At 73.1% G+C, this 25915-nt stretch carries 23 protein-coding genes; 15 read left to right on the top strand and 8 right to left on the bottom strand.

What is annotated here, in order from left to right:
• Window positions 1–39 precede the first annotated feature (39 nt).
• The gene (locus tag ACQP17_RS31005) at window positions 40–606 is read right to left on the bottom strand and encodes a PadR family transcriptional regulator (RefSeq protein ID WP_364876224.1); all 567 of its coding nucleotides are present in this window, start codon (window positions 604–606) and stop codon (window positions 40–42) included.
• Between the two features lie 162 nt (window positions 607–768).
• Here ACQP17_RS31005 and ACQP17_RS31000 point away from each other — a divergent pair, with 162 nt between their 5' ends.
• The 4 genes from ACQP17_RS31000 to ACQP17_RS30985 all read left to right on the top strand — a co-directional run bounded on the left by ACQP17_RS31000 (window position 769) and on the right by ACQP17_RS30985 (window position 5919).
• On the top strand, window positions 769–1533 hold the full coding sequence (locus ACQP17_RS31000; protein WP_433859254.1) for an AAA family ATPase: 765 nt from the start codon (window positions 769–771) through the stop codon (window positions 1531–1533).
• 149 nt (window positions 1534–1682) lie between these two features.
• Window positions 1683–3665: a hypothetical protein gene (locus ACQP17_RS30995; protein ID WP_433859253.1), complete on the top strand. Its 1983-nt coding sequence runs from the start codon at window positions 1683–1685 to the stop codon at window positions 3663–3665.
• 36 nt (window positions 3666–3701) lie between these two features.
• A complete protein-coding gene (locus ACQP17_RS30990; RefSeq protein ID WP_433859252.1) occupies window positions 3702–5249 on the top strand; it encodes an ABC transporter substrate-binding protein in 1548 nt (515 codons plus the stop codon).
• Between the two features lie 265 nt (window positions 5250–5514).
• Window positions 5515–5919 carry a DUF779 domain-containing protein gene (locus ACQP17_RS30985; protein ID WP_433859251.1) on the top strand — a complete coding sequence of 135 codons (405 nt, stop codon included), beginning with the start codon at window positions 5515–5517 and terminating at the stop codon, window positions 5917–5919.
• A gap of 244 nt (window positions 5920–6163) precedes the next feature.
• Here ACQP17_RS30985 and ACQP17_RS30980 read toward each other — a convergent pair whose 3' ends face one another.
• The 3 genes from ACQP17_RS30980 to ACQP17_RS30970 all read right to left on the bottom strand — a co-directional run bounded on the left by ACQP17_RS30980 (window position 6164) and on the right by ACQP17_RS30970 (window position 9141).
• Window positions 6164–7111 carry a hypothetical protein gene (locus ACQP17_RS30980; protein WP_433860053.1) on the bottom strand — a complete coding sequence of 316 codons (948 nt, stop codon included), beginning with the start codon at window positions 7109–7111 and terminating at the stop codon, window positions 6164–6166.
• 170 nt (window positions 7112–7281) lie between these two features.
• A complete protein-coding gene (locus ACQP17_RS30975) occupies window positions 7282–7800 on the bottom strand; it encodes a lytic polysaccharide monooxygenase auxiliary activity family 9 protein (RefSeq protein ID WP_433859250.1) in 519 nt (172 codons plus the stop codon).
• A gap of 321 nt (window positions 7801–8121) precedes the next feature.
• Window positions 8122–9141 carry a LacI family DNA-binding transcriptional regulator gene (locus ACQP17_RS30970; RefSeq protein WP_433859249.1) on the bottom strand — a complete coding sequence of 340 codons (1020 nt, stop codon included), beginning with the start codon at window positions 9139–9141 and terminating at the stop codon, window positions 8122–8124.
• 355 nt (window positions 9142–9496) lie between these two features.
• Between ACQP17_RS30970 and ACQP17_RS30965 the strand changes: the two genes are divergently transcribed.
• Together ACQP17_RS30965 and ACQP17_RS30960 are read left to right on the top strand one after the other, a co-directional pair.
• Complete coding sequence (locus tag ACQP17_RS30965; protein ID WP_433859248.1) at window positions 9497–10444, top strand: nucleoside hydrolase; 948 nt, start codon at window positions 9497–9499, stop codon at window positions 10442–10444.
• Complete coding sequence (locus ACQP17_RS30960; RefSeq protein ID WP_433859247.1) at window positions 10441–11880, top strand: MFS transporter; 1440 nt, start codon at window positions 10441–10443, stop codon at window positions 11878–11880. Before ACQP17_RS30965 ends, ACQP17_RS30960 begins: the two co-directional genes overlap by 4 nt.
• Before the next feature lie 87 nt (window positions 11881–11967).
• On the opposite strand, the gene ACQP17_RS30955 is transcribed toward ACQP17_RS30960, so the two are convergent.
• A complete protein-coding gene (locus ACQP17_RS30955) occupies window positions 11968–13044 on the bottom strand; it encodes a hypothetical protein (protein WP_433859246.1) in 1077 nt (358 codons plus the stop codon).
• Window positions 13045–13405: 361 nt separating this feature from the next.
• Here ACQP17_RS30955 and ACQP17_RS30950 point away from each other — a divergent pair, with 361 nt between their 5' ends.
• The 3 genes from ACQP17_RS30950 (at window position 13406) to ACQP17_RS30940 (ending at window position 15990) form a co-directional block, all read left to right on the top strand.
• Complete coding sequence (locus ACQP17_RS30950) at window positions 13406–13816, top strand: DUF2795 domain-containing protein (protein WP_433859245.1); 411 nt, start codon at window positions 13406–13408, stop codon at window positions 13814–13816.
• Between the two features lie 119 nt (window positions 13817–13935).
• A complete protein-coding gene (locus tag ACQP17_RS30945; RefSeq protein WP_433859244.1) occupies window positions 13936–14415 on the top strand; it encodes a DUF5709 domain-containing protein in 480 nt (159 codons plus the stop codon).
• A 258-nt stretch (window positions 14416–14673) separates the two neighbouring features.
• Window positions 14674–15990, top strand: coding sequence for an NAD(P)/FAD-dependent oxidoreductase (locus tag ACQP17_RS30940; RefSeq protein ID WP_433859243.1), 1317 nt, complete (start codon window positions 14674–14676; stop codon window positions 15988–15990).
• Between the two features lie 84 nt (window positions 15991–16074).
• Here ACQP17_RS30940 and ACQP17_RS30935 read toward each other — a convergent pair whose 3' ends face one another.
• Window positions 16075–16491, bottom strand: coding sequence for an Asp23/Gls24 family envelope stress response protein (locus tag ACQP17_RS30935; RefSeq protein ID WP_364876200.1), 417 nt, complete (start codon window positions 16489–16491; stop codon window positions 16075–16077).
• A 447-nt stretch (window positions 16492–16938) separates the two neighbouring features.
• Here ACQP17_RS30935 and putP point away from each other — a divergent pair, with 447 nt between their 5' ends.
• Window positions 16939–18441, top strand: coding sequence for a sodium/proline symporter PutP (gene putP, locus ACQP17_RS30930; protein ID WP_433859242.1), 1503 nt, complete (start codon window positions 16939–16941; stop codon window positions 18439–18441).
• A gap of 341 nt (window positions 18442–18782) precedes the next feature.
• Window positions 18783–19430 carry a TetR/AcrR family transcriptional regulator gene (locus ACQP17_RS30925; RefSeq protein ID WP_433859241.1) on the top strand — a complete coding sequence of 216 codons (648 nt, stop codon included), beginning with the start codon at window positions 18783–18785 and terminating at the stop codon, window positions 19428–19430.
• A 156-nt stretch (window positions 19431–19586) separates the two neighbouring features.
• Here ACQP17_RS30925 and ACQP17_RS30920 read toward each other — a convergent pair whose 3' ends face one another.
• Window positions 19587–20558, bottom strand: coding sequence for a DUF6214 family protein (locus tag ACQP17_RS30920; protein WP_433859240.1), 972 nt, complete (start codon window positions 20556–20558; stop codon window positions 19587–19589).
• Window positions 20559–20772: 214 nt separating this feature from the next.
• Here ACQP17_RS30920 and ACQP17_RS30915 point away from each other — a divergent pair, with 214 nt between their 5' ends.
• Window positions 20773–22146 carry an FAD-dependent oxidoreductase gene (locus ACQP17_RS30915; protein ID WP_433859239.1) on the top strand — a complete coding sequence of 458 codons (1374 nt, stop codon included), beginning with the start codon at window positions 20773–20775 and terminating at the stop codon, window positions 22144–22146.
• Window positions 22147–22186: 40 nt separating this feature from the next.
• Here the strand turns inward: ACQP17_RS30915 and ACQP17_RS30910 are convergent, their stop codons facing one another.
• The gene (locus ACQP17_RS30910) at window positions 22187–22558 is read right to left on the bottom strand and encodes an ArsR/SmtB family transcription factor (RefSeq protein WP_433859238.1); all 372 of its coding nucleotides are present in this window, start codon (window positions 22556–22558) and stop codon (window positions 22187–22189) included.
• 162 nt (window positions 22559–22720) lie between these two features.
• On the opposite strand from ACQP17_RS30910, the gene ACQP17_RS30905 reads away from it, so the two are divergent.
• The 3 genes from ACQP17_RS30905 (at window position 22721) to ACQP17_RS30895 (ending at window position 25895) form a co-directional block, all read left to right on the top strand.
• Window positions 22721–23824, top strand: coding sequence for an NADH:flavin oxidoreductase/NADH oxidase (locus tag ACQP17_RS30905; protein ID WP_433859237.1), 1104 nt, complete (start codon window positions 22721–22723; stop codon window positions 23822–23824).
• Between the two features lie 169 nt (window positions 23825–23993).
• On the top strand, window positions 23994–25079 hold the full coding sequence (locus ACQP17_RS30900) for a WD40/YVTN/BNR-like repeat-containing protein (protein WP_433859236.1): 1086 nt from the start codon (window positions 23994–23996) through the stop codon (window positions 25077–25079).
• A 138-nt stretch (window positions 25080–25217) separates the two neighbouring features.
• Window positions 25218–25895 carry a uracil-DNA glycosylase gene (locus ACQP17_RS30895; protein WP_433859235.1) on the top strand — a complete coding sequence of 226 codons (678 nt, stop codon included), beginning with the start codon at window positions 25218–25220 and terminating at the stop codon, window positions 25893–25895.
• Window positions 25896–25915: the final 20 nt, after the last annotated feature.

Raw genomic sequence — 25915 nt, 5'->3', positions numbered from 1 at the left:
GGTGACGGTGGGCCGCCCGGGCAGGCGGGCGGCCCACCGTCACCGGGTTCCGTGCGCGGCGGCGAGCCGGTGGAGGGTGGCGAGCACGTCCTCCAGCCAGGCGATCGTCATCCGCTCGTACGCGATGCCGCCGCGCAGCACGACGTGCTGGAGCTCCTGCCCGGCGTCGGGCTCGCCGGGGGCATCGGGTCCGGTGAAGTCCCGCCGCTCGCCCGCGAGGTAGTGGGCGAGGCGGTCGGTGTGCGTGCGGTGGTGCCGCTCGACCTCGCGGATCAGCGCGCCCGGGTCGTCGAAGGCTGCGCCGCGGATCTTCACCGCGAGGTCGTGCCGGACGCTCTCCGGTTCGATCGGCTCGTGCAGCCACGCGGCGAGGGCGGCCCGGCCGGGCGCGGCGACGGAATACTCCTTCTTGTCCGGCCGGGCCTGCTGCGGCACCTCGCGGACATCGATCCAGCCGTCGCTCTCCATGCGCTTGAGCACGCGGTAGATCTGCTGGTGGGTGGCGGTCCAGAAGTAGCCGATGGACCGCTCGAACCGCCGGGCCAGCTCGTAGCCGGAACCTGGCTGCTCCAGCAGGGAGACGAGGATCGCGTGGTCGAGCGCCATACCCCGATCCTTCTATGCAACGAGTTGCATAAACAAGGGGCGCCGTGCGGGTGAGACACGGCTCACCCCGCGCCCGCCGCTTCCGCGCGCCGTGTGCGCGCGGTCCCGCCGCCCGTCGCGCCGTGGGACGATGACGCCGAAGGGGAATCGGGGGAGGCAGCGGTGCGAGGCGGATATTCCGGTGTGCCGGACGTGGGTGCCGCACCGTCGGGGCCACCGCGGCCACCGGTCCTCGCGGTGCACGGCGGACTGCTCGACCTGCGCGGCCGGGACGGCGCCCGGTCCGTCCCGCCGTCCCCGTTCTCCCTGGTCTACCCGGCGAACGCCGTGGTGGTGGTCTCCGGCCTGCCCGGCAGCGGCAAGAGCACGCTGCTGCGCCGCGCCCCCGCGCAGACCACCGTCATCGACCCGCGGGCCGTCCATGTCGCCTGCGAGGCGGTGATGCCCGCCTGGCTGCCGTACGGGCTCTACCGGCCCTGGGCACGGTGGAAACACATCCGCTGGCTGCACCGCGAACTGCCGGGCGCCGGGCCGCTGTTGGTCCACGACTGCGGCAGCCGCCCCTGGGTGCGCCGCTGGATGGCCCGGGCGGCGGGCCGCCGCGGCCGCCCCCTGCATCTGGTGCTGCTGGACGTGGGCCGGGCCGAAGCCCTGTCCGGCCAGGAGTCCCGCGGGCGGCGGGCACCGCGACGCGCGTTCGCACGGCACCGCCGCGGCCTGGACCGGCTCCTCGGCCGGCTGTCCCGGGCGGCCGACGGCGGGGCCCCCAGCACCGACGGGACAGCCGCGCGGCACGCGGCGCCGCCCGTTCCCCCCTGCGTGGCGGAGGCCGCCTCGGTGGTGCTGCTCGGCGCGGCGACCCGGGGGCTGGCGACATGGGAGTTCACCGGGGTGCCCCGGCCCGCGCAGCCGTCCGACGCCCCGTGAGTCCGTCCCCTTTACCCCGTCCCGTGAGACATCGTCAGCACCTTGGGTGAACCGCTGGCACGTTGCGCAGGCGCGTGCCAACCTTCTGTAATCAGCCGGCGGTCATGTCGCCGGCCGGGACAGGGGGATGGGCCGTGACGGAGCGTCCGTTGGGCATACAGGGGATCGAGGCCCTGTACGAGGAGTGCCGCACCCGGGTACCGGACCACAAGGCCGCGCCGGCGGGGCCCGGGCTCCCCGCGATCGTCCTCGTCGGACCGCGCGGCAGCGGCAAGACCGCCGCCCTGAAATGGCTCGGCCACCTCGGCTCGCGGCGCCCCCACGCCTACTTCGACTTCGACTCCGCCGCGCCCCGCCGCCCCCACGAGGTCGCCGGCCGCCTCGCCTACGGACTCTCCCACCGCCTCCCCCGGCAGACCCCGCTGCTCTTCCCTCGGCTGACGCTGGGCCTGTTCGTGGTGGCCCCGGAGCTGTTCCTGGACGCGACGGACCCCGAGCGGGCCAAGAAGCAGCTGCGCCAGGCGTTGCGCGGGCCCCGCGACCCGCACCCCGCGGCCGAGCGGGTGGTCGCGGTGGCCGGGCTGCTCCAGGACATCAACCTCGTCCGGATCCCCGGCGTCAGCCTGCTGGCCAGCCTCATCCGGCAGCCGCCCAGCATGCCGCTGCGGGTGACCCGGCACACCGGATTCGCCTGGTACGCCGGCCCGCTGGCCGCGATGGACGCGCTGGTCGAACTCAACCAGCTCAGCAAGAGCGAGGACCCCGCCGACCGGGCCGCGGTCGACCGGCGGCTGTGCGAGGCGTTCCTGGCCGATCTGCGCGGCGAGTACGCCCGGCGGCAGCGCGACCGCAACTGCGTGGTGCTGCTGGACAACATCGACGCCCCCGGCGGGCGGGAGTTCCTCGACCTGCTGATGGAGCTGCGGGACGCCGCCGGCGAGCCCGATCCGCTGCTGGCCGTGGCCACGGCCGCGAACGTCGGCCGGGTGCCGGGGATGTTCGCGACCGGACCGGCGGGCGTGCTGCTCCGCTCCCCCGAGCAGGCCGGCTACGCCGACTGGGAACGGTCGATCCCGGACCCGCCGTCCAACCGCTCCTGGCGCTGGTACTGCGTCCGGCTGCGCGGGCTGACGGCCGGCGAGACCGCCCAGCTCGGCACGGACATCGCCACCCGGCTGCCGGACGCGCCGCTGCTGGCGCACCGGCTGACCGACGGACATCCGTGGGGCGTACGGCAGTTGCTGACCGCCTCGGCCCGCATCGTGGGCCGCGAGGGACCGGAGACGCTGCTGCGCGGGGTGCTCGCGCGCACCACACCGGCCACGGCGGACGCCGACGAAGGGCCGTCGCTGGAGGCGGCGGCGCGGGAGTATCTGCTCCGCGATCTGACCGACGACCAGCGCCGCGCGCTCGTCGAGTGCTGTGCCGCCCGCGAGTTCGACGCGGCGTGCGACGCGGGGCTCCTCGACCGCTTCCCGCTGCACACCCGCGATTCGCTGGCCCGGGTGGTCGCGACCCGATTACTGCTGACCGACCCGGTCCCGCAGGACGCCGAGACCCGTGGCGGCCGCGGCTCGGGGTATCTGGAGCGGGTCCACCCGCACCCGCTGCGGGGCGGCTGCGTGCTGCACCCGTGGCCGCGCCTGCTGCTGTTGCGGGAGCTGGCCGCCGTCCCGGACCGTTGGACGGCCGTCCACGCACGGCTGCGGACCTGGCACACCGAGCACGGCCACCCGCTCGACGTGCTGTACCACTCGCTGGCGCTGCACCACGTGGACGAGGTCGTCGAGCATCTCGCCCGGCGGCTGACCGAACTCTCCGACACCGAGATCTGGCTGTACGAGCTGTACGCCGTCACCGCGGCACCGCTGCGGGAGCCGGTGCTGCCGGAGCAGTCCGCGACGCTGCGGGCGGAGCAGCTGGCCGCGGAGCTGGCGCCGCGCGCGTTCGCGGCGCACACCCCGCTGACCCTGCTGGTGGTCTCGCTGTGGCTGGCCTCCGATCCGCGCAACCGGCTGCCCGGGGCACACCCGGAACTGAACCGCACCATCAACGCGATGTTCCAGTACCTGGCCATGCGCTCGGCGCCCACCCGGGTCGGGCTGCTGCACGAGGCCGCGAAGTACGTGTGAGCGCACCGGCGCATCATTCCTCTAGGAGCTGGCACCATGCATCTGACCCCGCCGCCCGCTGACGCGCTGCCCCCGTGGTGGAAGGGGTGGCTGGGCATCGGCGCCCTGGCGCTCGCCCTTCTCCTCATAGCCGGCGGGCTCTGGTACGTCTGGCCCGCCGAGAAGGACACCGGGTGCGCGAAGGACGTTCCGGGGCTGCACTGGGCGGGCCGGGGCGCGCAGCGCGAATGCGTCGGCCTGATGGACGAGACGGCGTACTCCTTCGATCCGCGGCTCAAGGGGATCACCGACCGGATCGCGCAGGAGAACCGCAGGGTCCGTCAGCAGTGGGACAAGCCCGAGAAGGGCAGGAGCCGCACCCCCTACGTGAAGGTCGCCGTACTGACGCCCATGACGGACAGCGACACCAGCGCGCTGCCCATGGAGGAGATCCTCACCAGCCTGGAGGGCTCCTACATCGCGCAGTGCCGGGCCAACGGCTGCCCGCAGCTGTCCCCGGCCGGCTCCACCGGCATCCAGGGCAAGACCCCGCAGATCGAACTCGTGCTGGCCAACGAGGGCCGCAGCGAGACCCATTGGCAGCCGGTGGTCAAACAGCTCGCCGCGCTGGTCAAGGGCGACCATCCGCTGGTCGCGGTCACGGGGATGGGCGTCAGCATCCCGGAGACCCAGGCGGCGGCCGATGAGCTGAGCCGGCTGAAGATCCCCGCGATCGGCGCGGTCCTGACGGCCACCGACCTCGACGCGCCACGTCTGTTCAAGGTCTCCCCGTCCAACATCGAATACGCCAAGGCGCTCCGCCGCCACCTGGCCGGCTCCCCGCTGGCGAAGCAGCGCGGCTACCTCGTCTTCGACAGCCGGGACGACAACTACGTCAAGACGATGCGCCAGGCGTTCGACGCGGAGTTCGGCGACTACATCGGCCGGCGGCGGGCCTCGTTCGTGGGCACGACGGGCCACAAACCCGCGGGCATCCCGAAGCTGTTCTACAACGCCGTCAACAACATCTGCCTGACCAAGGCGCAGGTGATCTTCTACGCCGGCCGGGACCGCGATCTCGCCGACCTCGTCCGTGCGCTGTCCACCCGCGGCCAGTGCGGTCACGACAAGCAGATCACGATCATGACGGGGGCCACCGGCGCGTTCACCCAGGGATCGGCGGTGCGGGGGCTGCTCCGGGCCAACAAGATCACCATCCTCGACGTCTCGGCGACGAGTCCCGCGCAGTGGATCAGCGGCGTCCACGCCCCGTCCGGGTTCACACCGTTCCTCCAGGCCCTGCGGGACCTGAAGTTCTCCGACGCAGTGATGGACGACGGTTACGCGATCATGCATCACGACGCCGTGTTGACCGCGGTGTGGGCCACTCGCAATGTCACCGGCCAGACGGGCAAGGTGGCGCCCGACGTGCAGGATGTGTACAACGAACTCACCAACCTGCACGACGCGAGCACCGTTCCCGCGGCGAGCGGGGAGCTGAGCTTCGACGACGCCTCCCAGGGCTGGCCCCACAACAAGCCGATCCCCGTGATCCAGCTGCCCGATCCCCTCAAGCATCCGGCGCCGCCGTACCTGGTGCCGTGAGCGCGGGGAGCAGCCGGAGTCGCCGGGGTCCCGTGTGCAACCACCTCGCAACCTCGCGGGGCGTTAACTGCAGTGGTGCCCCCGTGGCGGCCCGGACGCAGGTCCGGGCCGGCTCCGGGCCGGGTCACCGCCGTCCAGGGCACCGGCCTTCGTGGGGGCCGGGCAGAGAGGGACCGTCCATGTACCGAACTCGGCGCAAGAATCCGCTGGTCAGCAGCCTGACCATGACCTCGGGCGGCTGCTGGTGAGCGGCGGCGAGCGGGAGATGACCGCTCCGGACGCCCCGGCCGAAGCAGGGGTCGCGCGGATCGCGCTCTCCGCGGCCGCGACGGAACTGCTGCGTCTGCTGCACGCCCAGCACGGCCCGCTGATGTTCCACCAGTCCGGCGGCTGCTGTGACGGCAGCGCCCCCATGTGCTACCCGGCCGGGGAATTCCGTACGGGCTCGTCGGATGTGCTGCTGGGCCGGCTGACCGTGGAGGGCCTGCCGGAGCCGGTGGAATTCTGGATGTCGGGGGACCAGTTCGCACGCTGGCGGCACACGCATCTGACCGTGGACGTCGTACCGGGGCGGGGCAGCGGCTTCTCGCTGGAGGCCCCCGAGGGAGTGCGCTTCCTGATCCGTTCGCGGCTATTCACCGAGGAGGAACGGGCGCGTCTCGACGGCTGAGGCGGGTCCGCACGGCCGGCCGGTGGAACCGCGCGGAGCGGCGGGCCGACGGGACGGAAAGCCGGAGTGCCGACAGGACCGGAAGACAGAGTGAGGCCCCACGCACGGGGGAGAGCGTGGGGCCTCACATGGATAAACGGGCGGGAGCGCGTTCAGGTTCCCGCCCGGTGCGGAATACGCGAAAAAAATCTCCGGCCGCGGTGCCGGGAGCCACGGTCGGCGCCGGTGTGCGGCGCCCCGCCGGTCAGCCGTCCCGCTGGACCAGACGTTCCAGCATCGCGTGGAAGTCCGCGTCCGCCACCACCCGCAACCCGTCGCCGTCCGGCTCGCTCAGCGGGGTCATCACCCCCCGGCGCCACCAGAACACCCTGGGGCTGATGGCCCCCGCCGCGTCCTCGTGGCCGGCCGCCGCGAACTGCGCCATGGACTGGAGGGCCGGAATGACCCGGGCGTCGTGGATGCGGTGGAAGGCCAGCTGGTGCCGGAAGGGCATGGCGACCAGCGCCCCGTCCGCGGTGAGCCCGGTGCCCACGAGCCGCTGCACCAGGTCGTCCAGCACCAGCACCCGGCTCGCGGTGAAGAACGAGTCGCCGAGCAGCACCTCGAACGCGGAACCGTCGCCGCGTCGCACCGTCTCGTGCCCCTCGACCGGCAGCGCCCGCAGATTGTTCATCGCCCGGATCCGGAGTTCGGCCACCTCCCCCAGGTCCGTCAGGGAGTCCTCGCTCAGCATCTGCACGGCCTCCGGCAGATCGAGGGCGAGCACCTCCCGCAGCCCCGGCGCCGGGGCGCGCCCGTACCGGAAGGAGTCCGAGGCGGGCAGCGTCTCCTGGGCGACGACACGGGGGTAGAGGCAGGCCCGGATCTCGTCCTCGCTGAGGATCTCCAGCGGTTGCGGGCCGTCCATCGTCCGGAGCACCTTGCCGACGTGGTCGCGGATCAGCGCGGGCCAGCTGCGCTCCCCGCGGCGGTCGCGGTGGCACACGGCGGCGAGGTTGCCGAGCCCGAACTGCCGGCCGGCGGAGTCGGTGACCACGCCCGCGTACGCGGTGACTTCGAGGCCCGCTTCGGCGAAGGCCTGGCGGACCTGCGAGCGGAAGAGGCCGCCCTCCCGCTCGGAGAAGAAGCTGAACTCCCCGTCGCGTGCCAGGTCGCGGGAATCCCGCTTCGGTCCTCGGCGGAACAGGCGCATCTCTTCCTCCCGGCAGCGGCCACGCACGACGGCCATGAATGGGCCGATCGTAACGGGTGCGGCACCGGCCCCGTCGCCCCGCCGCCGGTGCTGTGCACGGCTGTGACCGGCGCGGGGAGACGAGGTGTCGGGGACGGGAGGGGGAACCGGGAGGGAAGGGACGGTGGGGGTCAGCCTCCGATGGTGACGTCGATGCAGGCGTAGAAGGCGTTCGTGGTGTCGGCGATGTTCCACACCGCGAGGATCTTCTGCCGTCCGGTGAGGCCGCCGAAGTCGACGGTGTGCGACACCGTCTCGGGCGGCCGCGCGCCACCGTCGTTGAACTCGGCGACCTTCCGTCCGCCGGCGAAGTACTGCCAGGTGCTGGTGGCATGACGCGCGGTCAGCCGCCAGCTGAAGGTCTGGGAGTGGCCGATCGGGGTGACCTGCCAGCCCTTGGTGTCGTCGTCGAGTTCGGCGAACCGGCTGTCGCCGCCGCTGCAGCTGGTCAGCCCCTTGGGCCCTTCGACGCTCTGCGGCTCCCATTTGATCGGGCCGCACTCGACGGTGCCGGCCGCGCACTGCGCCTGCCGGCTGGGGGGTGCCGACACATAGCCGTGGGCGTTCGCCGGGGCGGCCGGGACGGTGACGACGAGCAGCGGGGCGATGCCCGCGCCGAGGGCGAGGGTCAGCCTTCTCTTCTTGTGCATGTCAACCCTTTCGCGGGGGAGGCCGCCCACGCGAGAGCTGCGGACCCGGCGACGCCGACGACGCCGAACACCCGCCACGGGGGGCCTCGTTGAGGGGGGATGGATGACGCGAGGGTGCAGCAATTGGTCTAGACTTTACCGCGTGGCCAGGCGCGGTCAAGGGGCGCGCCGACACGGGTGCGGCGAGGATCGTGGATCATCAACTCGCCGCAGTCGAAATGATTTTGACGGACAGTCAGGTCAGCCTTTCAAGTCAGCGCTTCGACCGTCCCGGCAGGCGTGGCGGCATGCGGTCGGGCGACCCCGGGGCCGGCCTCCCCGTCAGCGGCCCACGGCGGCGTCGGCCGGGACGCTGGAGCCGCGGACGACCAGCTGCGGGGCGAGCCGTACCGTGCGGCGCGGTCCCGGCTCGCCGTCGGACGGGCGGCGGCTCAGCAGGCGGGCGGCCTCGGCGGCCAGTTCGCCGACCGGCTGGCGCACGGTGGTCAGCGCCGGGTCGGCGAGGCCCGCGAGCGGGATGTCGTCGAAGCCGGTGACGGCGACCTCCCCGGGGACATCCGCGCCCAGCTGCCGCAGCCGTTGCAGCGCCCCGGCCGCGATCAGGTCGTTGGCGCAGATCAAGGCGTCCGGCCGGGAGGGCCAGAGGCGGTCGGCGGCGGCCCGGCCCCACTCCACCGAGAAGTCGCCGAGTTCGACCCGCCCGGGGGCAGCCGGGTCCAGGGCCGCGACTCCCGCCTCGTAGGCCGCGCGCCGTTCGACCGCCGCCGACGCGGTACCGGCCGCCCCCACGAAGCAGGGCCGGCTGCGCCCGGTGGCCGCCAGATGGTCGAGCACCAGCGCCATGCCGGCCGCGTTGTCGACGGCCACCGAGTCGGCGACGCCGGTGCCGCAGCCGCGGTCGAGCAGCACCAGGGGCACCCGGGCGGCCGCGCTCGCCACCGCCTCCCGGCTGCGCCGCTCGTCGACGGGTATCAGGAGCAGGGCGTCGACCCGCCGTCCGAGGAAGGTGGCGATCCGGGCCGCCTCGGTGGCCGGGTCGTCGTCGCAGTCGGCGAGGAGCACGGCCCGGCCCTCGGCGTGCAGGGCGTGCTCCAGCTCCCGGACGAGGGAGGGGAAGAAGGGGTTGGTGATCTGCGGCAGGACCAGTCCGACGGTGCCGGTGGTGCGGCTGCGCAGGGCGCGGGCCACCTCGTTGGGCCGGTAGCCCAGGCGCTCGGCCGCCGCGCGGACGGTGCGTGCGGTCTCGGCGCCGACCGGGCGGGTGCCGGCCAGCACGCGGGAGACCGTGGCGATGGAGCAGCCCGAGGCCAGCGCGACCTCCCTCAACGTGACTTCGGCCACCGTCTCCAGGCTCCCTTCGTCCGGCCCGCCCGAACCGGAGGGAGCATACGCCCCCTTGCCCCGCTGGCAATCGTTGTCCCATGAAAGCGGGATCTCCTGGTCAACCGGCTCTCCTTTCGTCCCGAAAAGGTCAGGAAAGCCAGAGATTGAACCATTGACAACCGGCAGGTCCATGGGTCAAGTTTCCGGAGAACGTTTTCCCATGCTGCTCGCTCGCCGGCTGACCACCCGCCCGGGCTCGCCATGGGGCGACCGCCGGACGCGCTGTGCGCCGGAGCCCGCGTCGGCCCGCACACACCACCACCCCGCGCTGCCTTTCCACGCAGCCGAGCAAGCAGAGCAAAGGGGCTCTTCCGTGGCCAGAAAGATCATCCTCGACTGCGACCCGGGGCATGACGACGCGATCGCCATGCTCCTTGCGCACGGCAATCCCGATGTCGAGCTGGTCGCCGTGACGACCGTGGTCGGGAACCAGACGCTGGAGAAGGTGACCCGCAACGCGCTGTCCGTGGCGCGGATCGCCGGGATCACGGGAGTGCCCTTCGCCGCCGGCTGTCCGCGTCCGCTGGTGCGGGCGATCGAGACGGCGCCGGACATCCACGGTGAGACCGGGCTGGACGGCCCCGACCTGCCCGAGCCGGCCTTCGAGCTGGACCGCCGGCACGCCGTGGACCTGATCATCGACACGGTGATGGCCCACGAGCCCGGCGAGATCACGATCGTGCCGACCGCCGGACTGACCAACATCGCGCTGGCCGTGCGCAAGGAGCCGCGCATCGCCGAGCGGGTCCGCGAGGTCGTGCTGATGGGCGGCGGCTACCACGAGGGCAACTGGAGCGCGGTCGCCGAGTTCAACATCATCATCGACCCCGAGGCCGCGCACATCGTCTTCAACGAGCGCTGGCCGGTCACCATGGTCGGGCTCGACCTGACCCATCAGGCGCTGGCGACGCCCGAGGTCGACGCCCGGATCGCCGCGGTCGGCACCGGCCCGGCCCGGTTCGTCGGGGAGCTCCTGGACTTCTTCCGCGAGGCATACCGCGAGAACCAGGGCTTCGCGTACCCGCCGGTGCACGACCCGTGCGCCGTCGCCTATGTCATCGATCCCGGCGTGATGACCGTGCGCAAGGCCCCCGTGGACATCGAGCTGCGGGGCGCGCTCACGCTCGGGATGACCGTGACGGACTTCCGCGCACCCGCCCCGCCCGACTGCACCACGCAGGTCGCGGTCACCCTCGACCACGAGCGGTTCTGGAACCTCGTCGTGGACGCGCTCGAGCGGATCGGTGACGTCGCGGCATGAGCGTCTCCACTTCCCCGCGCCCCGTCGGGGCACCGGCCGGCGGCTCCGGCGTCCGCATCGGCGTGCTGGTCACCGCGCTGCTGGCGGCCTGCTTCGCCTTCCAGCTCAACGCCAGCATGCTCAGCCCCGCCCTGAAGCACATCGAGGACTCGCTCGGCGCCAGCTCGGCGGAGATCGGCCTGACCCAGACCGCGTTCTTCACCTCGGCGGCGCTGTTCTCCCTGTTCCTGCCGCGGCTGGGCGATGTCATCGGCCGCCGCCGGGTGCTGGCCGGCATGCTCGGCCTGATGGTCGTCGGATGTGTCGTCGCGGCGCTGGCGACCAGCGTGCCGATGCTGTTCGTCGGGCGCGTCATCCAGGGCGTCAGCGGTCCGGTCGTCCCGCTGTGTCTGATCATGCTGCGGGTGGAGGTGCACGAGCCCAAGCGCTACGGCACCCTGCTCGGCGTGATCACCGCGGTCAACGGCGGCATCGCGGGTGTCGACTCGCTCGCCGGCGGCTACCTCGCCGACCGGCACGGTTTCGGCTCGGTCTTCTGGGCGATGGCGGCGGTCGCGGCCGTCGCCGCCGTCCTGGTCGCCACGCTCACGCCGGAGTCCAAGGCGGCCGTCGCCGGCCGGATGGACTGGCCCGGTGTCGCGCTCCTGGTGCTCTCGGTCGGCTCGCTGCTGATCGCGCTCAACGAGGCGGGCAAGCTCGCCGCCGCCGACTGGCCGCTGATCGCCGCCCTTCTCGTGGTCACCGCGGCCTCGTTCGCCCTCTTCTGGCGGACCGAGAACCGCAGCGGGCACCCGCTGGTCGCCACCCGGCACCTCAAGCAGCGGGCGACCTGGGCGACCCTGCTGACCACCGTGCTCACCATGACCGGCGTCTTCGCCGTCATGAACGGACTGATCCCGGCCTTCGCCCAGGACGCCCGGGCCGGCCTCGGGATGAGCGCGGAGCAGTCCGCCTGGTGGACACTGTCCCCCTACGCGCTCGCCGGACTGGCCATGGGTCCGCTGGCCGGCCGGCTCGCCGCCACCTTCGGCTACGGCCGGGTGCTGCGGCTGGGGCTGACCGGCTCGGCGGCCACGGTCGTCCTGATGCTGTGCACCATGCACAGCCACTCGCAACTCCTGCTGCTGGCGACGTCCGTCCTGGTGGGCATCGCCTACGCAGGCGTGGCGAACATCGTCCTCAACGGGCTGGGCATCGTCCTCTCCCCCGCCGAGAACCCGGGCTTCCTGCCCGGTCTGAACGCCGGTGCCTTCAACCTCGGCGCGGGGCTGAGCTTCGCGGTGCTCTACGCGGTCAAGACGGCGGCCACCCCGGCGGACCCGGCGTCGTCCGGGGGCTACACCGCCGGCATGATCGCGGGGGTGGTCATCCTGGCGGCGGCCATCGCCACGTCGTTCCTGATCCCGAAGCCGGTGGCGGCCGAGGCGCAGAGCTGAGGCCACCGGCCCACCGTCATGCGGCTGCCCGCCGACCGGAGTCCGGTCGGCGGGCAGCCGCATGAGGTGCCGCCGCGCCGCGTCCGTTCAGCGCAGGATGGCGCCGAGTCCCCCGGCCGGGGCCCGCTCGGGGTCGAGCACCACCACGATGTCGGCGCCGTGGGCGGCCGCCGAGCGCACCAAGGCGTCATCCGCCCGGGCGGCGGCCGGGCGCAGCTCGCCCAGCTGGGGCAACTCCCTTCCCCGGACGGCGAGTTGATCGGCGTCGGAGCCCACCCACACCTGCCGTGCGCCGTCCGCGCCGTGCGGACTGACCAGCAGGGTGTCGATCCGGTGTTCCCGCGCCGCCTCGATCAGCGCGGGGATCCCGGCCGCCGAGTGCGGGACGTCCTTGCGGCCGGGGCCGGCGCCCGCGCGGAAACGGTCCGCCACCAGCGCCACCCGGTCGCTCTCCTGGGCGGCCCTGACCTGGGCGATGTCGCGTTCCACCAGGTCGCTGCCGTCGTCGGGCGTGGCGCCGCCGTGTGTGCTCTCGTAGGTCAGGGCGCGCAGCGGCTCGGGCAGTGCGCCGTGCACCAGCCGGCGTTCCTCCTCCTCGCCGACCAGGACGACGGCCTCGGCGCCGCAGCTCTCGAACTCCCTGCGCACCGCGTCGGCGATCTCCTCGGCACGCCGGGAACCGTGGTGGTCCGCGGCGGCGCAGAAGTGCCGCGCGGGCCGCTCCCCGGGGGCGCCGGGGTCGGTGCCGGTGGCCCGTTCACCGAGTACCGCGAAGTCCGCTCCCGCCCGGCCCAGGCGGACCACGAGGCAGACGGGGTCGTCGCCGATCGCCGCCAGCAGGGGGGTGACTCTGGGCACCGGCCCCCACGCCGCGAAGGGGACGGCAGGGGGGCCGGGGAGCGGGGTGTCGAGGACGAGGGCCCCGTGGGCCGCGAACAGTGCCCGTCCGTGCGCACCGGAGTCGCCGCGGCGGGTGAGCAGGGCCTCGTGCACCGCGCCGCAGGTGGCCTCGTCCGCGCCGAGGGCGAACAGCTGCGCCGTGGTGGCGCTCGCCGTCAACTCCTGTGGTCTTCCGTCGTCCCCGGTGTCGTGCGGGACATCGGCGTAGACGGACGCCCAGGGGCCGGGCCGGTCGATGACCGGTTGCAGGAGCGAGAGTCGCATGGCGCTGCCTCCTTGGCTTCCTCGGATTCCGCGGATTCTTCTGTGGGGTGCCGTGGGTGCGAGGTTTCCCGCGGGGTGCGCTGGCGCGCGTCGCGATCGCGCCGACGGGCCTCCGTGCGGGCCCGGCCGCCGCCGGCAGGCACTGGTGCCGGTAAGCAGCCGACGTCCTACGAATTCCCGTTCCGCACAGGCGTATGCATGGCGGGCATATGCCGTCGTGATCACGTTCCGTGCCTGATCAGAGCCCTTCCGTGGCCCTCTTGAAACGGCGGCCGCCGGGTTGTTGGGGCTGGGGGACCGGGGAAACTGGGAGGAACACGTCGGGTCGGTTCGACCCGTAGAGCCGGAGGCACCCATGGTCATGGAACACGGAACGGACAAGACCGGCCCCGCCCGGGACGACGTGATGAAGCGGCAGCTGCGGGGACAGCTGACGGCCGAGCGCTCCCTGTGGCTGGAGGAGGAGCACGAACTCCAGCCGGCCGGCGAGGACCAGCCGGTCGCGGCGTGGTCCCCCGAGAGCGATTTCCGGGGCGGCACCCCGAGCGGGATGACCGAGGAGGACGTCGGACTGCGCTCCGAACTCGCCCGGCACCTCGGGCGCAGCCTGTATCCGGCCGACCGGAACGCGGTGATCGAGACCCTCCGGCGCAACAACGCCCCGGACCGGCTGGTCATGATGGCCGAGCGGCTGCCCGCGCACGAGCGGTTCGGCAATGTGCAGAGCATCGCGGAGGCCGTCGGGATCCACACGGAACACCAGCGTTCCTGAGATCCGGCCCCGCTCCGCCTCCTGGCGCTGCCGCGCGGCGCCAGGAGGCGGACAATCGGTGGTACGGCACCTGCCGCACCCCGCGGCCGGGCACGTGGACGGGAAGAGGGAGGGCGGTTATGTCCGACGAGACGAGGGGCGATGAGGTCTACCAGCCGCCCAGGTCCGATCCCCGGGACAACCCCAACGAACTCGACATGGAAGACGCCCTGGACGAGCCGGACCTCGATGCGACCCTGGACACCGGCTATTCGCCCCCGGAGCGGCCCTACGTGGTGAATCACGAGGGGACCACCGCGCGGGAGCTGCACGACCGCGAGACGCTCGACCACCGGCTGTCGGTGGAGACGCCGGACGTGTGCGCACCGGACGGCGACGGGATCGGTGACCTGCCGGGCGGGGTGGGGGAACCGACGGACCTGGAGTGCGGCGAGGAACGGGCCGGCCGGCTCGTGGGCTCCGACGAAGGCTTCTGGCGCGGCGGCAGCAACGACATCGCCGCCCGCGACGTGGGCATCGACGGCGGGGCGGCCTCGGCGGAGGAGGCGGCGGTGCACATCGCGCACGACGACGCGGGCGACGGGGACCGCGAGCGGTAGGGGCGGCCGGACGCGGGGCCGGGTGCCGCCGGCCTCCGGCGGGGCTCCCCCGTCGGAGGGTGCGGGGCTCCCCCGTCGGAAGGTAAAGCGCGGCGTCCATGTGTACCCGGCCGCTCGCGGGACAGCCGACAGGGCATCGACCCCGCCGGAGCGGCTGCGCGCGGCGCCACGCGCGCAGGGCCCCGGCGGCCGCCCGGCGCACCATGCGCACCCTCCTCGACCGCAGGAGCCCACGTGAAGCGACGTCGCCCTCGGATCGTGATCGTAGGAGCCGGATTCGCCGGCTACGAGTGTGCCCGCAGGCTCTCCCGGCAGGCCGGGGCAGCCGCCGAGATCGTGCTTCTCAACCCGAACGACTACTTTCTGTATGTGCCGCTGCTGCCGGAGGTGGCGACCGGGATCCTGGAGCCCCGCCGGATCTCGGTCTCGCTCACCGGCACCCTGCCGGGCGTCCGCCTCGTTCTGGGAGCGGCCCATGACCTGGACCTCGACGCCCGTCGGGTGCACTACACCGACCCCGAGGACCGTGAGGGCACGCTGTCCTACGACCGGTTGGTGCTGACCGTCGGCAGCGTCAACAAGCTGCTGCCGGTGCCCGGTGTCGCCGAGCACGCGCACGGCTTCCGCGGGATGCCCGAGGCGCTGTTCCTCCGCGACCACCTCACCCGGCAGACGGAGCTGGCCGGCGCGGCCGAGGACCCGGCCGAGCGGTCCGCCAGGACCACCTTCGTGGTGGTGGGCGCCGGATACACCGGTACCGAAGTCACCGCCCAGGGCGTGCGGTTCACCGAGGCACTGGCCCGGCAGAACACCGGACTGCGGCACGGTCCGCGCCCCCGCTGGCTGCTGCTGGACCTCGCCGACCGGCTGTTGCCGGAGCTGGACGAACGGCTGTCGCGCACCGCCGAGCGGGTGCTGCGCGCCCGTGGCGTCGACATCCGCACCGGCACCTCGGTCAAGGAGGCGACCTCGGACGGAGTGCTGCTCGACGACGGCGAGTTCATCGCCACCCGTTCCCTGCTGTGGTGCGTGGGCGTACGGCCCGATCCCCTGGTCGAGTCGCTGGGACTGCCCACCGACAAGGGGCGGCTGTGCGTCGACGCGTATCTGAACGTGCCCGGCCGGCCGGGGGTGTTCGCCTGTGGCGATGCCGCGGCCGTGCCGGACCTGACCCGGCCCGGTGAGGTGACGCCGATGACGGCCCAGCACGCCCAGCGGCAGGGCAAGGCCGTCGCGCGCAATGTGGCGGCGTCCTGCGGCCGGGGCACGCCCCGCGCCTACCGGCACCACGATCTGGGCTTCATGGTCGACCTGGGCGGGATCCAGGCCGCGGCCAACCCGCTGCACATCCCGCTCTCCGGCCCGCTCGCCGGTCTGGTCACCCGCGGCTACCACCTGATGGCGATGCCGGACAACCGCGTGCGGGTGGCCGCCGACTGGCTCCTGGACGCGGTGCTGCCGTGGCAGGGCGTTCAGCTGGGGCTGGTCAGCTCCTGGTCGGTGCCGCTGGACACCGCCTCTCCCGAGGTGGCCCGCGTACCGGGCGGCACGGGCGGCGCACCGGGAGGATCGTGAGACACAGGCGCGGCACGGCGCCGCCGGGACGGGACCGCTCCCCCGCGGGGTTTCGGCCCGGCCGGACGGCTGCTGCCCGGGCGGCTACTGCACCCGGTCCGGTGCTTCCTCTTCCTCGTCGGGCAGCCGCACATCGCTGACCGCGATGTTGACCTCCACGACTTCGAGCCCGGTCATCCGCTCCACCGCGGAAATCACGTTCTCCCGCACGGCCTTGGACACCTCGGGGATGACCTCGCCGTACTCGACGACGATGTCCAGGTCCAGCGCCGTCTGCTTCTCGCCCACTTCGACCTTGACGCCGTGAGTGGTGGTCGTCCCGCCGCCGGGTACGCGTTTGCGCAGGGCGCCCACCGAGCGCGAGAGCCCGCTGCCCAGGGCGTGCACCCCTGCCACGTCACCGGCCGCCAGGTAGGCGATCTTCTCGACCACGCCGTCGGCGATGGTCGTGCGCCCCAGGTCACCGGTGTTCCGCGGCCGGCGCTCTGCGAACTCGGTCATTGCCCATCACCCCTTGTGATTGCGGGGACGCTTCGGCCCGTCCCTTCACGCTATGGCCGGACGGGTGACGCTGCCTCCTGAAGCGGGAGGCGGCGGCCGCCGCGCGGCGCGCGCCCGCTCTTTGCCGGTCCGGCAAAGCCCCTTGACCGCCTCGCCCTGTGGTCTCAAGTAGTGGTCACCCGGCAGGAGTTGGCATTCCGCAAGGCCGTTGCACGGTAGGGTCCTGAACCCCGCACCCGCCCCGGGCCTGCGGGGACGGCGAAACGGCGATTGCCACGGACATCTGCCAAAGGGGTGCCGCTCCCGGCGGCGGGTCCGTATCGTCTGCTCGCGCCGGAGCCTTCCCGCCCCGGGACTTCCTCGTGGGATCCCCCATCGGGGGCCCGTGCACGACATGGCAGCGCTTGCCTCGAGGGAGCAGTGGTGACACACCTGATCGTACCGGTCATGATCACATTTGGGATATTCCTGCTCGCCATGGTGGCCGTGGGCTTCTGGACGTATCAGGACACCTTGACGTTCTCCGATTTCGCGCTGGGCGGGCGCCGGTTGAGCGCCCCGGTCGCGGCGCTGTCCGCGGGGGCCAGCGACATGTCCGGCTGGCTGTTCCTGGGGCTGCCGGGTGCCGTGTACGCGGCCGGCATCGGCGCGTCGTGGATAGCGGTCGGTCTGGCCCTCGGGACGTACCTCAACTGGCTGCTGGTCGCCCCGCGGCTGCGCACATACACCGAGCTGGCCGGGGACGCCAAGACGCTGTCGGCCTACCTGGAGGAGCGGTTCGAGGACGGCAGCCGGATGCTGCGCCTGCTCTCGGCGACCGTCACCGTGGTGTTCTTCACCGTCTACGTGGCGAGCGGACTCCTGGCCGGCGGGGTGCTGTTCGAGGGCATCTTCGGCGGCGGCTTCGAATTCGCGCTCACGGTCTTCGCCGTGGTGATCGTCGTCTACACCGTCCTGGGCGGCTTCCGGGCGGTGAGTCTGACGCACTCGGTGCAGGCCACGGTGATGTTCGGCGCGGCGGTGGCCCTGCCGGCCATCGGCGTCGGGCTGCTGGGCGGGTTCGGCGCGCTCCACGGGGTGCTCACGCACAAGAGCGCCGCTCTGCTGGACATGGGGGCCAAGGCCGGTTACGACGGCACGCGTTGGACGTCCGGGCAGCCGCTCGGCATCGTGGCGGTGGTCTCGCTGCTCGCCTGGGGCCTGGGATATTTCGGCCAGCCCCACATCCTGGTCCGCTTCATGAGCATCCGCAGCACCCGCGACATCCCCAAGGCCCGCCGGATCGGCGTGAGTTGGGTGATCGTATGCCTGGCCGGTGCCTCGCTCGTGGGCCTGGTGGGGATCGCCGCGCTCGACCAGCCGCTGGAGAACCCCGAGACGGTCTTCATCGCGCTCTGCACCCAGCTGGTCAACCCCTGGATCGCCGGACTCCTGCTGCTGGGCGTGCTCGCCGCGATCAAGTCCACCGCCGACAGTCAGCTGCTGGTCTCGGCGATGGCGCTCACCGAGGACTTCTTCCGGGCGTTCGTCAGACGGGAGGCCTCGGATGCGGCGCTGGTGCTGACGGCCCGCGCGACCGTGGTGGCCGTCGCCGTGGTCGCGTACGTCATCGCGCTCAGCGGCGGCGCCGTGCTGGACATCGTCGCGTACGCCTGGGCGGGGTTCGGCGCCGCCTTCGGCCCGGTGATCCTGCTGTCGCTCTACTGGCCGCGGATGACGCGGGCCGGGGCGATGGCGGGCATCGTGACGGGTGCGGTCACCGTCCTGCTGTGGAAGCAGATCGACCCGCTCCTCGGGCCGCTGCGGTCGGGGATCTACGAGATGGTGCCGGGGGTGCTCGCGGCCACCGCGGCGGCGCTGCTCTTCGGGAAGTTCGTCGGCCGTCCGCCGCGCCGCGTCTGGTCGGGCTCCATGGAGCGGCAGAACGCCACGGCGGTGCCGGTCGGCTGAGCCCCCGGGGCGGTCCGGCCCGGCAGGCGTACCGGGCGGGGCCCGTGCCGGAGCGCGCGGCGCACCGGTCGTTTCGCGTCAGGAAGGGTGCGGGAGGCGCCCGGTGAAGGCTCGGCGTCAATCCGGCGGGGCGGGCTCCCCGGCGCGGGCTCCTGGCTCGGGCGGCCTGCTCGACCTGCCACAACGCCGGTCGAGCAGGCCGCCTTCACCTCGCCCCCGCCCGGTTCGGGCGATCCCCCGCGTCGCCCGAACCGGGCAGCTTGACCGGATTTCTGCCTGGACAGATATCCGAAGTCGTCCTGAGTATATTGGCTCGCAGCCAGTCAACGCAGGAGTACAGGATGTCCCCCCGCAGCGCCTCGGTCAATGAACAATTGCGGCGGCGCTCCCGCGAGCGGCTGCTCCAGGCGACCGTCGAGCTGGTGGGCGAGCGCGGCTTCGAGACCACGACGCTCGGCGACATCGCGCAACGGGCGGGCACCGCCCGGGGGTTGATCTCCTATTACTTCCCCGGCAAACGCCAGCTCTTCCAGTCGGCCGTGCACCGGCTGATGCATCTGACCCTGCGGGAAGCGCTGGAACGGGAGCCGCGGCCGGCCGGACCGGACGCCGGACGCGAGCGGTTGGCCCGGGCCGTCGACGCCGTCCTCGGTCTCGCACACGACCGCCCGTTGCTGATGCGGACACACATGGCGGGCATTCTGACGGCCGAGGGATTCATCCGGTGCCCCGAGCAGCAACGGCTGGCGCAGCTGCTGCGCGAGACGGTCGTGGCGTACGGCTCGCCGGCTCCCGATTCCGACTATCCGCTGCTGAGGGCCCTGCTGATGGGCGCGGTGGTGCCGATGCTGCTGCCGGGAGCACCGACCCCGCGCGGCCTCCTGCGCGCAGAACTGTTCCAACGCTACGGACTGGACTGGACGTTGGGCTTCCCGGCCGACGAGGAACCTCCGCCGGTGACGCACCGGCGGGGGCCGGTGAACGGATAACGGATACCGGGTGCGCGGAAATTGACGGCGCCCGAAATGCCGGAGCGCGGACGGCCGCTCGGTGGTGAGCGCCGGCCCGGCGGGGGGGTGTGCGACTGCCCAGCATGCCCAAAGCGGTGTGCCGGCAGCCCGGTTGAACGTCCCGGCATCGCTCCGCTAGCGCTTGTTGTGGCGTGGCGCCAGCAGGCCCTCGTCGCGGGCGCCGGCGATCAGCCGCAGCGACCTCCGGCGGTTGCGGCCGGTGGCCTGCATGACGGCGAGTACGGGATCGTGCCCGTCCTGCTGCGCCCGGCGGTAGGCGTCCGCCGCGATCCGGCGGCGCTCGCCGGACCGCGACCGGGAGAGGAGGACGGAGCGTGTCGGCTGGGCGGACGGCGCGGAGGCCGGTCCGGCGGGCGGCTCGGCCGACGGCTCGGCGGGGGTGTCGCCGGGAGTACCGGCGGAGGCCTCGGGGGGAGCGTCGGCCGATGCCCCCGTGACGTGGCCGGTACCCGTAGCCGTCGGGTCGGCCGCATCCTCGCCGGTCACCGCGCCGGTCGCCGCCGTCGGCGCCTTCGCCGGCGCCGCTTCCGTGACGGCGAGTGCCGGGCCCTCCCCGGCCCCGGCACCCACGGTGTCCGGCGTGCGGTCCGGCAGCGGGCCGTCCACCGGCTGCGGCGAGGGCGCCGGCCGGTCCGGCGACAGGGGCCGCGGACCCGACACCGGCCGGGACGCCGCGGTGCCCGCGGGCCCCGCGTCCGGTCCGTCCGGCAGCGTCCCGCCGACCGCGTCCCCCGCCGCCGGGACGGCCACCGGGCCGGGCTGACGGGGTGCGGAGCGGGCCTTCTGCGGACGGCCGGTGGCCGCCCGGAAGGTGTCGTCCAGAGGGCCTTCGATCCAGCGGGCCAGGGCGGCCAGACCGGCCAGGGTCAGCGGCGGGTCGGCCCGTACGTCCTCGACGGTGAGGTGTTCGTCGGAGTCCGTCACCAGGACATCGATCCGGGCGCCGTCGGCGAAGGTCAGCCGGGCGCTGCACCACGGGCCCAGCGGGTCGAGCCGCCGCGGCGGGCACCCCGGCCCCGCGGAGCCGGCCGGATCACATGAGGTGGCGGACTCGGCGGGGGGCGCGGCGGAGCCGTGTGCCCGCACCTCCCATGTGGGCCACTCCAGTGGCGCGCCCTGGGCTTCATATCGGTGATTAACGGTATAAAAGTCACTTTCCGACACATTGAAAACCTAGCCTCCAGCTCACCCGGCCCAGTAGCGCGGCACGCTCATCCCACCGGGAGCAACCCCGATAGCGCATCTCCCGCCGCGTGCCCGCCGGTGCGACCCTGGGGGTATCCCGCCGAAGGAGCCACCCGTGCTTCGTGTCGCAGTGATCGGTTCCGGACCGAGCGGCGTCTACACCGCCCAGTCCCTGATCGAGCAGCAGGCGGTGCCGGACGTCGAGGTCTACGTCCTGGACCGGCTGCCCTGCCCGTACGGCCTGGTCCGCTACGGCGTCGCGCCGGACCACGAGAAGATCAAATCGCTGCAGAGCACCCTGCGGACGGTCCTGGAGCATCCCGCGGTGCACTTCCTGGGCAATGTCGAGGTGGGGGCGCCCGGACTGGGCGTCGGGGAGCTGCGGGAGATCTTCGACGCGGTGGTCTTCTGCGTGGGCGCCGCCACCGACCGGCAGCTCGGCATCCCCGGCGAGGAACTGCCCGGCAGCCATCCGGCGACCGCGTTCGTCGCCTGGTACAGCGCGCATCCGGACGCGGCCGCGGTCCGCTTCACCCTCGCGGCGCGGTCCGCGATCGTGATCGGCGTGGGGAATGTGGCGGTGGACGTGGCACGGATGCTCTCGCGCGGCGCCGCGGAGCTGGCCCTCACCGATATGCCGCAGGGCCCGCTCGGCGCGCTCGCGGACAGCCGCGTCGAGGACGTCTGGATGGTGGGCAGACGGGGCCCGTCGCAGGCCAAGTTCACCACCAAGGAGCTGCGGGAGCTGGGCTCGCTGCCGGATACGGAGGTATGCGTCCGGCCCGGGGAGCTGGCGCTGGATCCGGCCTACCGGGATCCGGCCGCGCTGCCCGCGGCGGCACGGCGGAACGTCGAGGTGCTGCGCGGCTGGGCGCAGCGCACGGCGGACCGGGCGGCGGGCGCGGGATCCGCGGCCCGGGCCCGGCGGCGCATTCATCTGCGGTTCTTCCTGCGGCCGGCCGAGGTGCTCGGGGAGGCCGCGGGGGTGCGCGGGGTGCGGTTCGAGCGGACCGCGCCGGACGGCCGTGGCGGGGTCGCGGGGACCGGTGAATTCGAGGAGATCGAGGGGCAGTTGGTGCTGCGTTCGGTCGGCTACCGGGGGACGCCGCAGCCGGGTCTGCCGTTCGACGAGAGCACCGGGACGGTTCCGCATCTGGCCGGCCGGGTGCTGCGGGACGGGGCACCACTCCCCGGTGTCTACGTGGCGGGCTGGATCAAGCGCGGCCCCACGGGTGTGATCGGCACCAACCGGCCGTGCGCGAAGGAGACCGCGTCCTCGCTGCTGGCGGACGCCCCGATGCTCGCGGGGCGTCGCACGGCGCCGGATCCGGTGGCGGCGCTGGTGCGGGCCGGGCAGCGGCCGGTGCCGTGGCCGGGGTGGCTGGCGATCGAGGCGGCCGAGGCGGCGTGGGGTCGCGGCCTGGGGCGGGGCACGGTCAAGCTGCCGGACTGGGCGGGGCTGTTGGAGGCGGCGCACGCGACGGACTGAGCCGGCGGGCGAGCCACCCCGGATCGCCGGGCCGGGCCGCTCACTCCTCGCCGAGGCGGACGGCCTGGAGGTCCGCCGCCCGCAGCACGCCGTCGATCAGCCCGGGGAAGAGCTCCTCCAGATCCTCCCGGCGCAGCCCGTTCATCTTGGCCGTGCCCCGGTAGAGCTGACGGATGACCCCGTGCTCGCGCAGCACCCGGAAGTGGTGGGTGCAGGTCGACTTGCTGACCGGGAGTTCGATGTCCGCGCAGTTCAGCTCGCCCTCGGCGGCCGCCAGCGCGCGGACGATCCGCAGGCGCATCGGGTCGGCCAGCGCGTGCAGCACCTCGGCCAGCCGGATGTCCGCACGGTCCGGGTGCTCCAGCGACCGGGGGCCCGACGGGGCGCGCGCGGAGGTCGTATCGGTCGGCATGGCGGCTCCTGACTCACGCTGCGGACGCGGTCCGGCCGGTGTGCCGCCCGCCGGTTCATTGTACGAGAAGCGTCGTAGTTTGACATCCACCGTAGTACGACGCTTATCGTATGACTGCTGGATCCGACCGGACCCACTCCTTCCCAGGCACAGGAGTCTGCTGTGAGTGCACTGTTCGAGCCCCTCTCCCTCCGCTCGCTGACCATCCCGAACCGCCTCTGGATGGCACCCATGTGCCAGTACTCCGCGGCCCCCGAGGGTCCGGCCACCGGCGCGCCCGGGGACTGGCACTTCCAGCACCTGGCCGCGCGGGCGGTGGGCGGCACCGGCCTGATCCTCGTCGAGGCGACCGCGGTGAGCCCCGAGGGGCGCATCAGCCCGTACGACCTCGGGCTGTGGAACGACACCCAGACCGAGGCGTTCCGGCGCATCACCGGCTTCCTCAAGGAGCAGGGAACGACCCCGGGCCTCCAGATCGCCCACGCGGGCCGCAAAGCGTCCACCGAGCGCGGCTGGGTGAACCGCGGCGGGCCGATCCTCCCCGGTCAGCGCCACGGCTGGGAGCCGGTCGCGCCGAGCCCGGTGCCGTTCGACGAGGGCTACCGGGCGCCCGCCGAGCTGTCCGTCGCGCAGATCGGGGAGATCGTCGGGCAGTTCGCCGCCACCGCGCGGCGGGCGCTGGCCGCGGGCTTCGAGGTGATCGAGATCCATGGCGCGCACGGCTACCTGATCAACGAGTTCCTCTCGCCGTTCACCAACCGGCGCACCGACGAGTACGGCGGTTCGTACGAGAACCGGACCCGCTTCGCGCGGGAGGTCGTGGACGCCGTGCGCGAGGTGTGGCCCGACGAACTGCCGGTCTTCTTCCGGATCTCGGCCACCGACTGGCTCACCGAGGACGAGAGCGACGCCCGCGTGGGCTGGACCGCCGACGACACCGTGCGCTTCGCCCGTGACCTGCGCGAGCGCGGCATCGACCTGCTGGACACCTCCACGGGCGGCAACGCGCCGGACGCGAAGATCACCACCGGTCCCGGTTACCAGGTGCCGTTCGCGGAGCGGGTGAAGAAGGAGAGCGGTCTGGCGGTGGGCGCGGTCGGTCTGATCACCGAGCCGCGGCAGGCGGAGAAGATCCTCGCGGACGGCCAGGCCGACGCCGTGCTGCTCGGCCGGGAACTCCTGCGCAACCCCGGCTTCGCCCGACAGGCCGCGCGGGAGCTGGGCGCGCCGCTCGCGGTGCCGCCGCAGTACCTCCGGGCCGTCTGAGCTCGGCGGGAGGGTGTGCGGGCCCGCGGCGGGAGGATCCGCGGGGCCCGGGCCGGAAGTCGGTGGCACACCGTGTGACCTGCGGGGACATACACCGGGGCGCCATTGTCGGTGGTCGGGTGCAGACTTGCCACTGTCTGAGACAACGGCGTCCCGGAGGTGTTCCGGCATGACTGACGTACTCCTCGCGGTGGGCACCCGCAAGGGGCTGTTCCTCGGCCGTCGACGGCACGGCAGCTGGGAGCTGAGCGCACCGCATTTCCCCGCCCAGGCGGTGTACTCCCTCGGCATCGACACCCGGCGTGCGACGCCCCGGCTGCTGGCCGGGGCCGACAGCGCCCACTGGGGCCCGTCGGTGTTCCACTCCGACGATCTCGGCGAGACCTGGCAGGAGCCCTCCCGTCCCGCGGTGAAGTACCCGAAGTACACCGGGACTTCCCTGGAGCGGGTGTGGCAGCTGCATCCGGCCGGGCCCGCCGCCCCCGACGTGGTCTACGCGGGCACCGAGCCCGGTGGCCTGTTCCGCTCCGAGGACGGTGGCGAGACCTTCGAGCTCATCCGGGAGCTGTGGGACCACCCCAGCCGGGAGAAGTGGGTGCCGGGCGGCGGCGGCCTCGCCGTCCACACCGTGCTCACCGACCCGCGGGACGCCGACGCGGTCACCGTCGCCGTCTCGACCGCGGGGGTCTTCCGCACCCGCGACGGGGGCGCCAGCTGGACACCCTCGAACAAGGGCGTGAAGGCGGTCTTCCTGCCGGATCAGCACCCGGAGTTCGGCCAGTGCGTCCACAAGATCGCTCCGGACCCGGTCGACCCGGACCGGCTGTATCTGCAGAACCACTGGGGCGTCTACCGCAGCGATGACGCGGGCGCGACCTGGCAGGACATCGGCGGCGGGCTGCCCTCCGACTTCGGCTTCGCCGTGGCCGCGCATCCGCACACGGGAGACGTCGCCTACCTCTTCCCGATCACCGCCGACATCGACCGGGTGCCGGCCGGCCACCACTGCCGCGTCTACCGCACTAGTGACGCCGGCGGAAGCTGGGAGCCCCTGAGCCACGGCCTGCCCGAGGAGGACCACTACGGCACGGTGCTGAGGGACGCCCTGTGCGTCGACGACAGCGACCCCGCCGGGGTGTATTTCGGCAACCGCAACGGCGAGCTCTACGCCAGCGCGGACGACGGCGACAGCTGGCAGCAGCTCGCCTCCCACCTGCCGGACGTGCTGTGCGTACGGGCGGCCGCGCTGGCCTGAGAGGAGGCGGCCGGACGGGGGATCCGGGTGCCGGACAACGAGGCGTGAAGGGTCGGCAGTTGGGACGGCGCATGCCGGGCCGGCGGAGTCCGGGCCATCGGTTGAGGGGGAGCGGGCCGGGGCCAGTAGGGTGATCCCGTGGCTGTACGACCTCTCCAAGACATTGTCGAACCAGGCTGGGCCAAGGCACTTGAGCCCGTCGCCGACCGGATCGCCGCGATGGGCGACTTCCTGCGGGCGGAGATCGCCGCGGGACGGACCTATCTGCCGGCCGGCGCGCATGTGCTGCGCGCCTTCCAACAGCCCTTCGACGAGGTGCGGGTGCTCATCGTCGGACAGGACCCCTACCCCACACCGGGGCATGCGGTCGGGCTCAGTTTCTCCGTGGCACCGGACGTGCGTCCGCTGCCGCCGAGCCTGGAGAACATCTTCCGCGAGCTGCACTCCGACCTCGGACTGCCCCGGCCGTCGAACGGCGATCTGACCCCGTGGACGCGGCAGGGCGTCCTCCTGCTGAACAGAGCGCTGACGACGGCGCCCCGCAAGCCGGCCGCGCACCGCGGCAAGGGCTGGGAAGAGGTCACCGAGCAGGCCATCCGCGCGCTGGTGGCCCGCGGGCGCCCGCTGGTGTCGGTGCTGTGGGGACGCGACGCCCGCAATCTGCGGCCGCTGCTCGGCGACCTGCCGGCCGTCGAGTCCTCGCACCCCTCCCCCATGTCCGCCGACCGGGGCTTCTTCGGCTCACGGCCGTTCAGCCGGGTGAACGACCTGCTGGCACGGCAGGGCGCCCAGCCCGTCGACTGGAGGCTGCCCTGACACCGGGCGATAGTGTGCCT

It is taken from the genome of Streptomyces kronopolitis, assembly GCF_050953795.1.
Taxonomy (GTDB): Bacteria; Actinomycetota; Actinomycetes; order Streptomycetales; family Streptomycetaceae; genus Streptomyces; species Streptomyces kronopolitis_A.
This window is presented reverse-complemented; position numbering and strand designations above follow the sequence as displayed.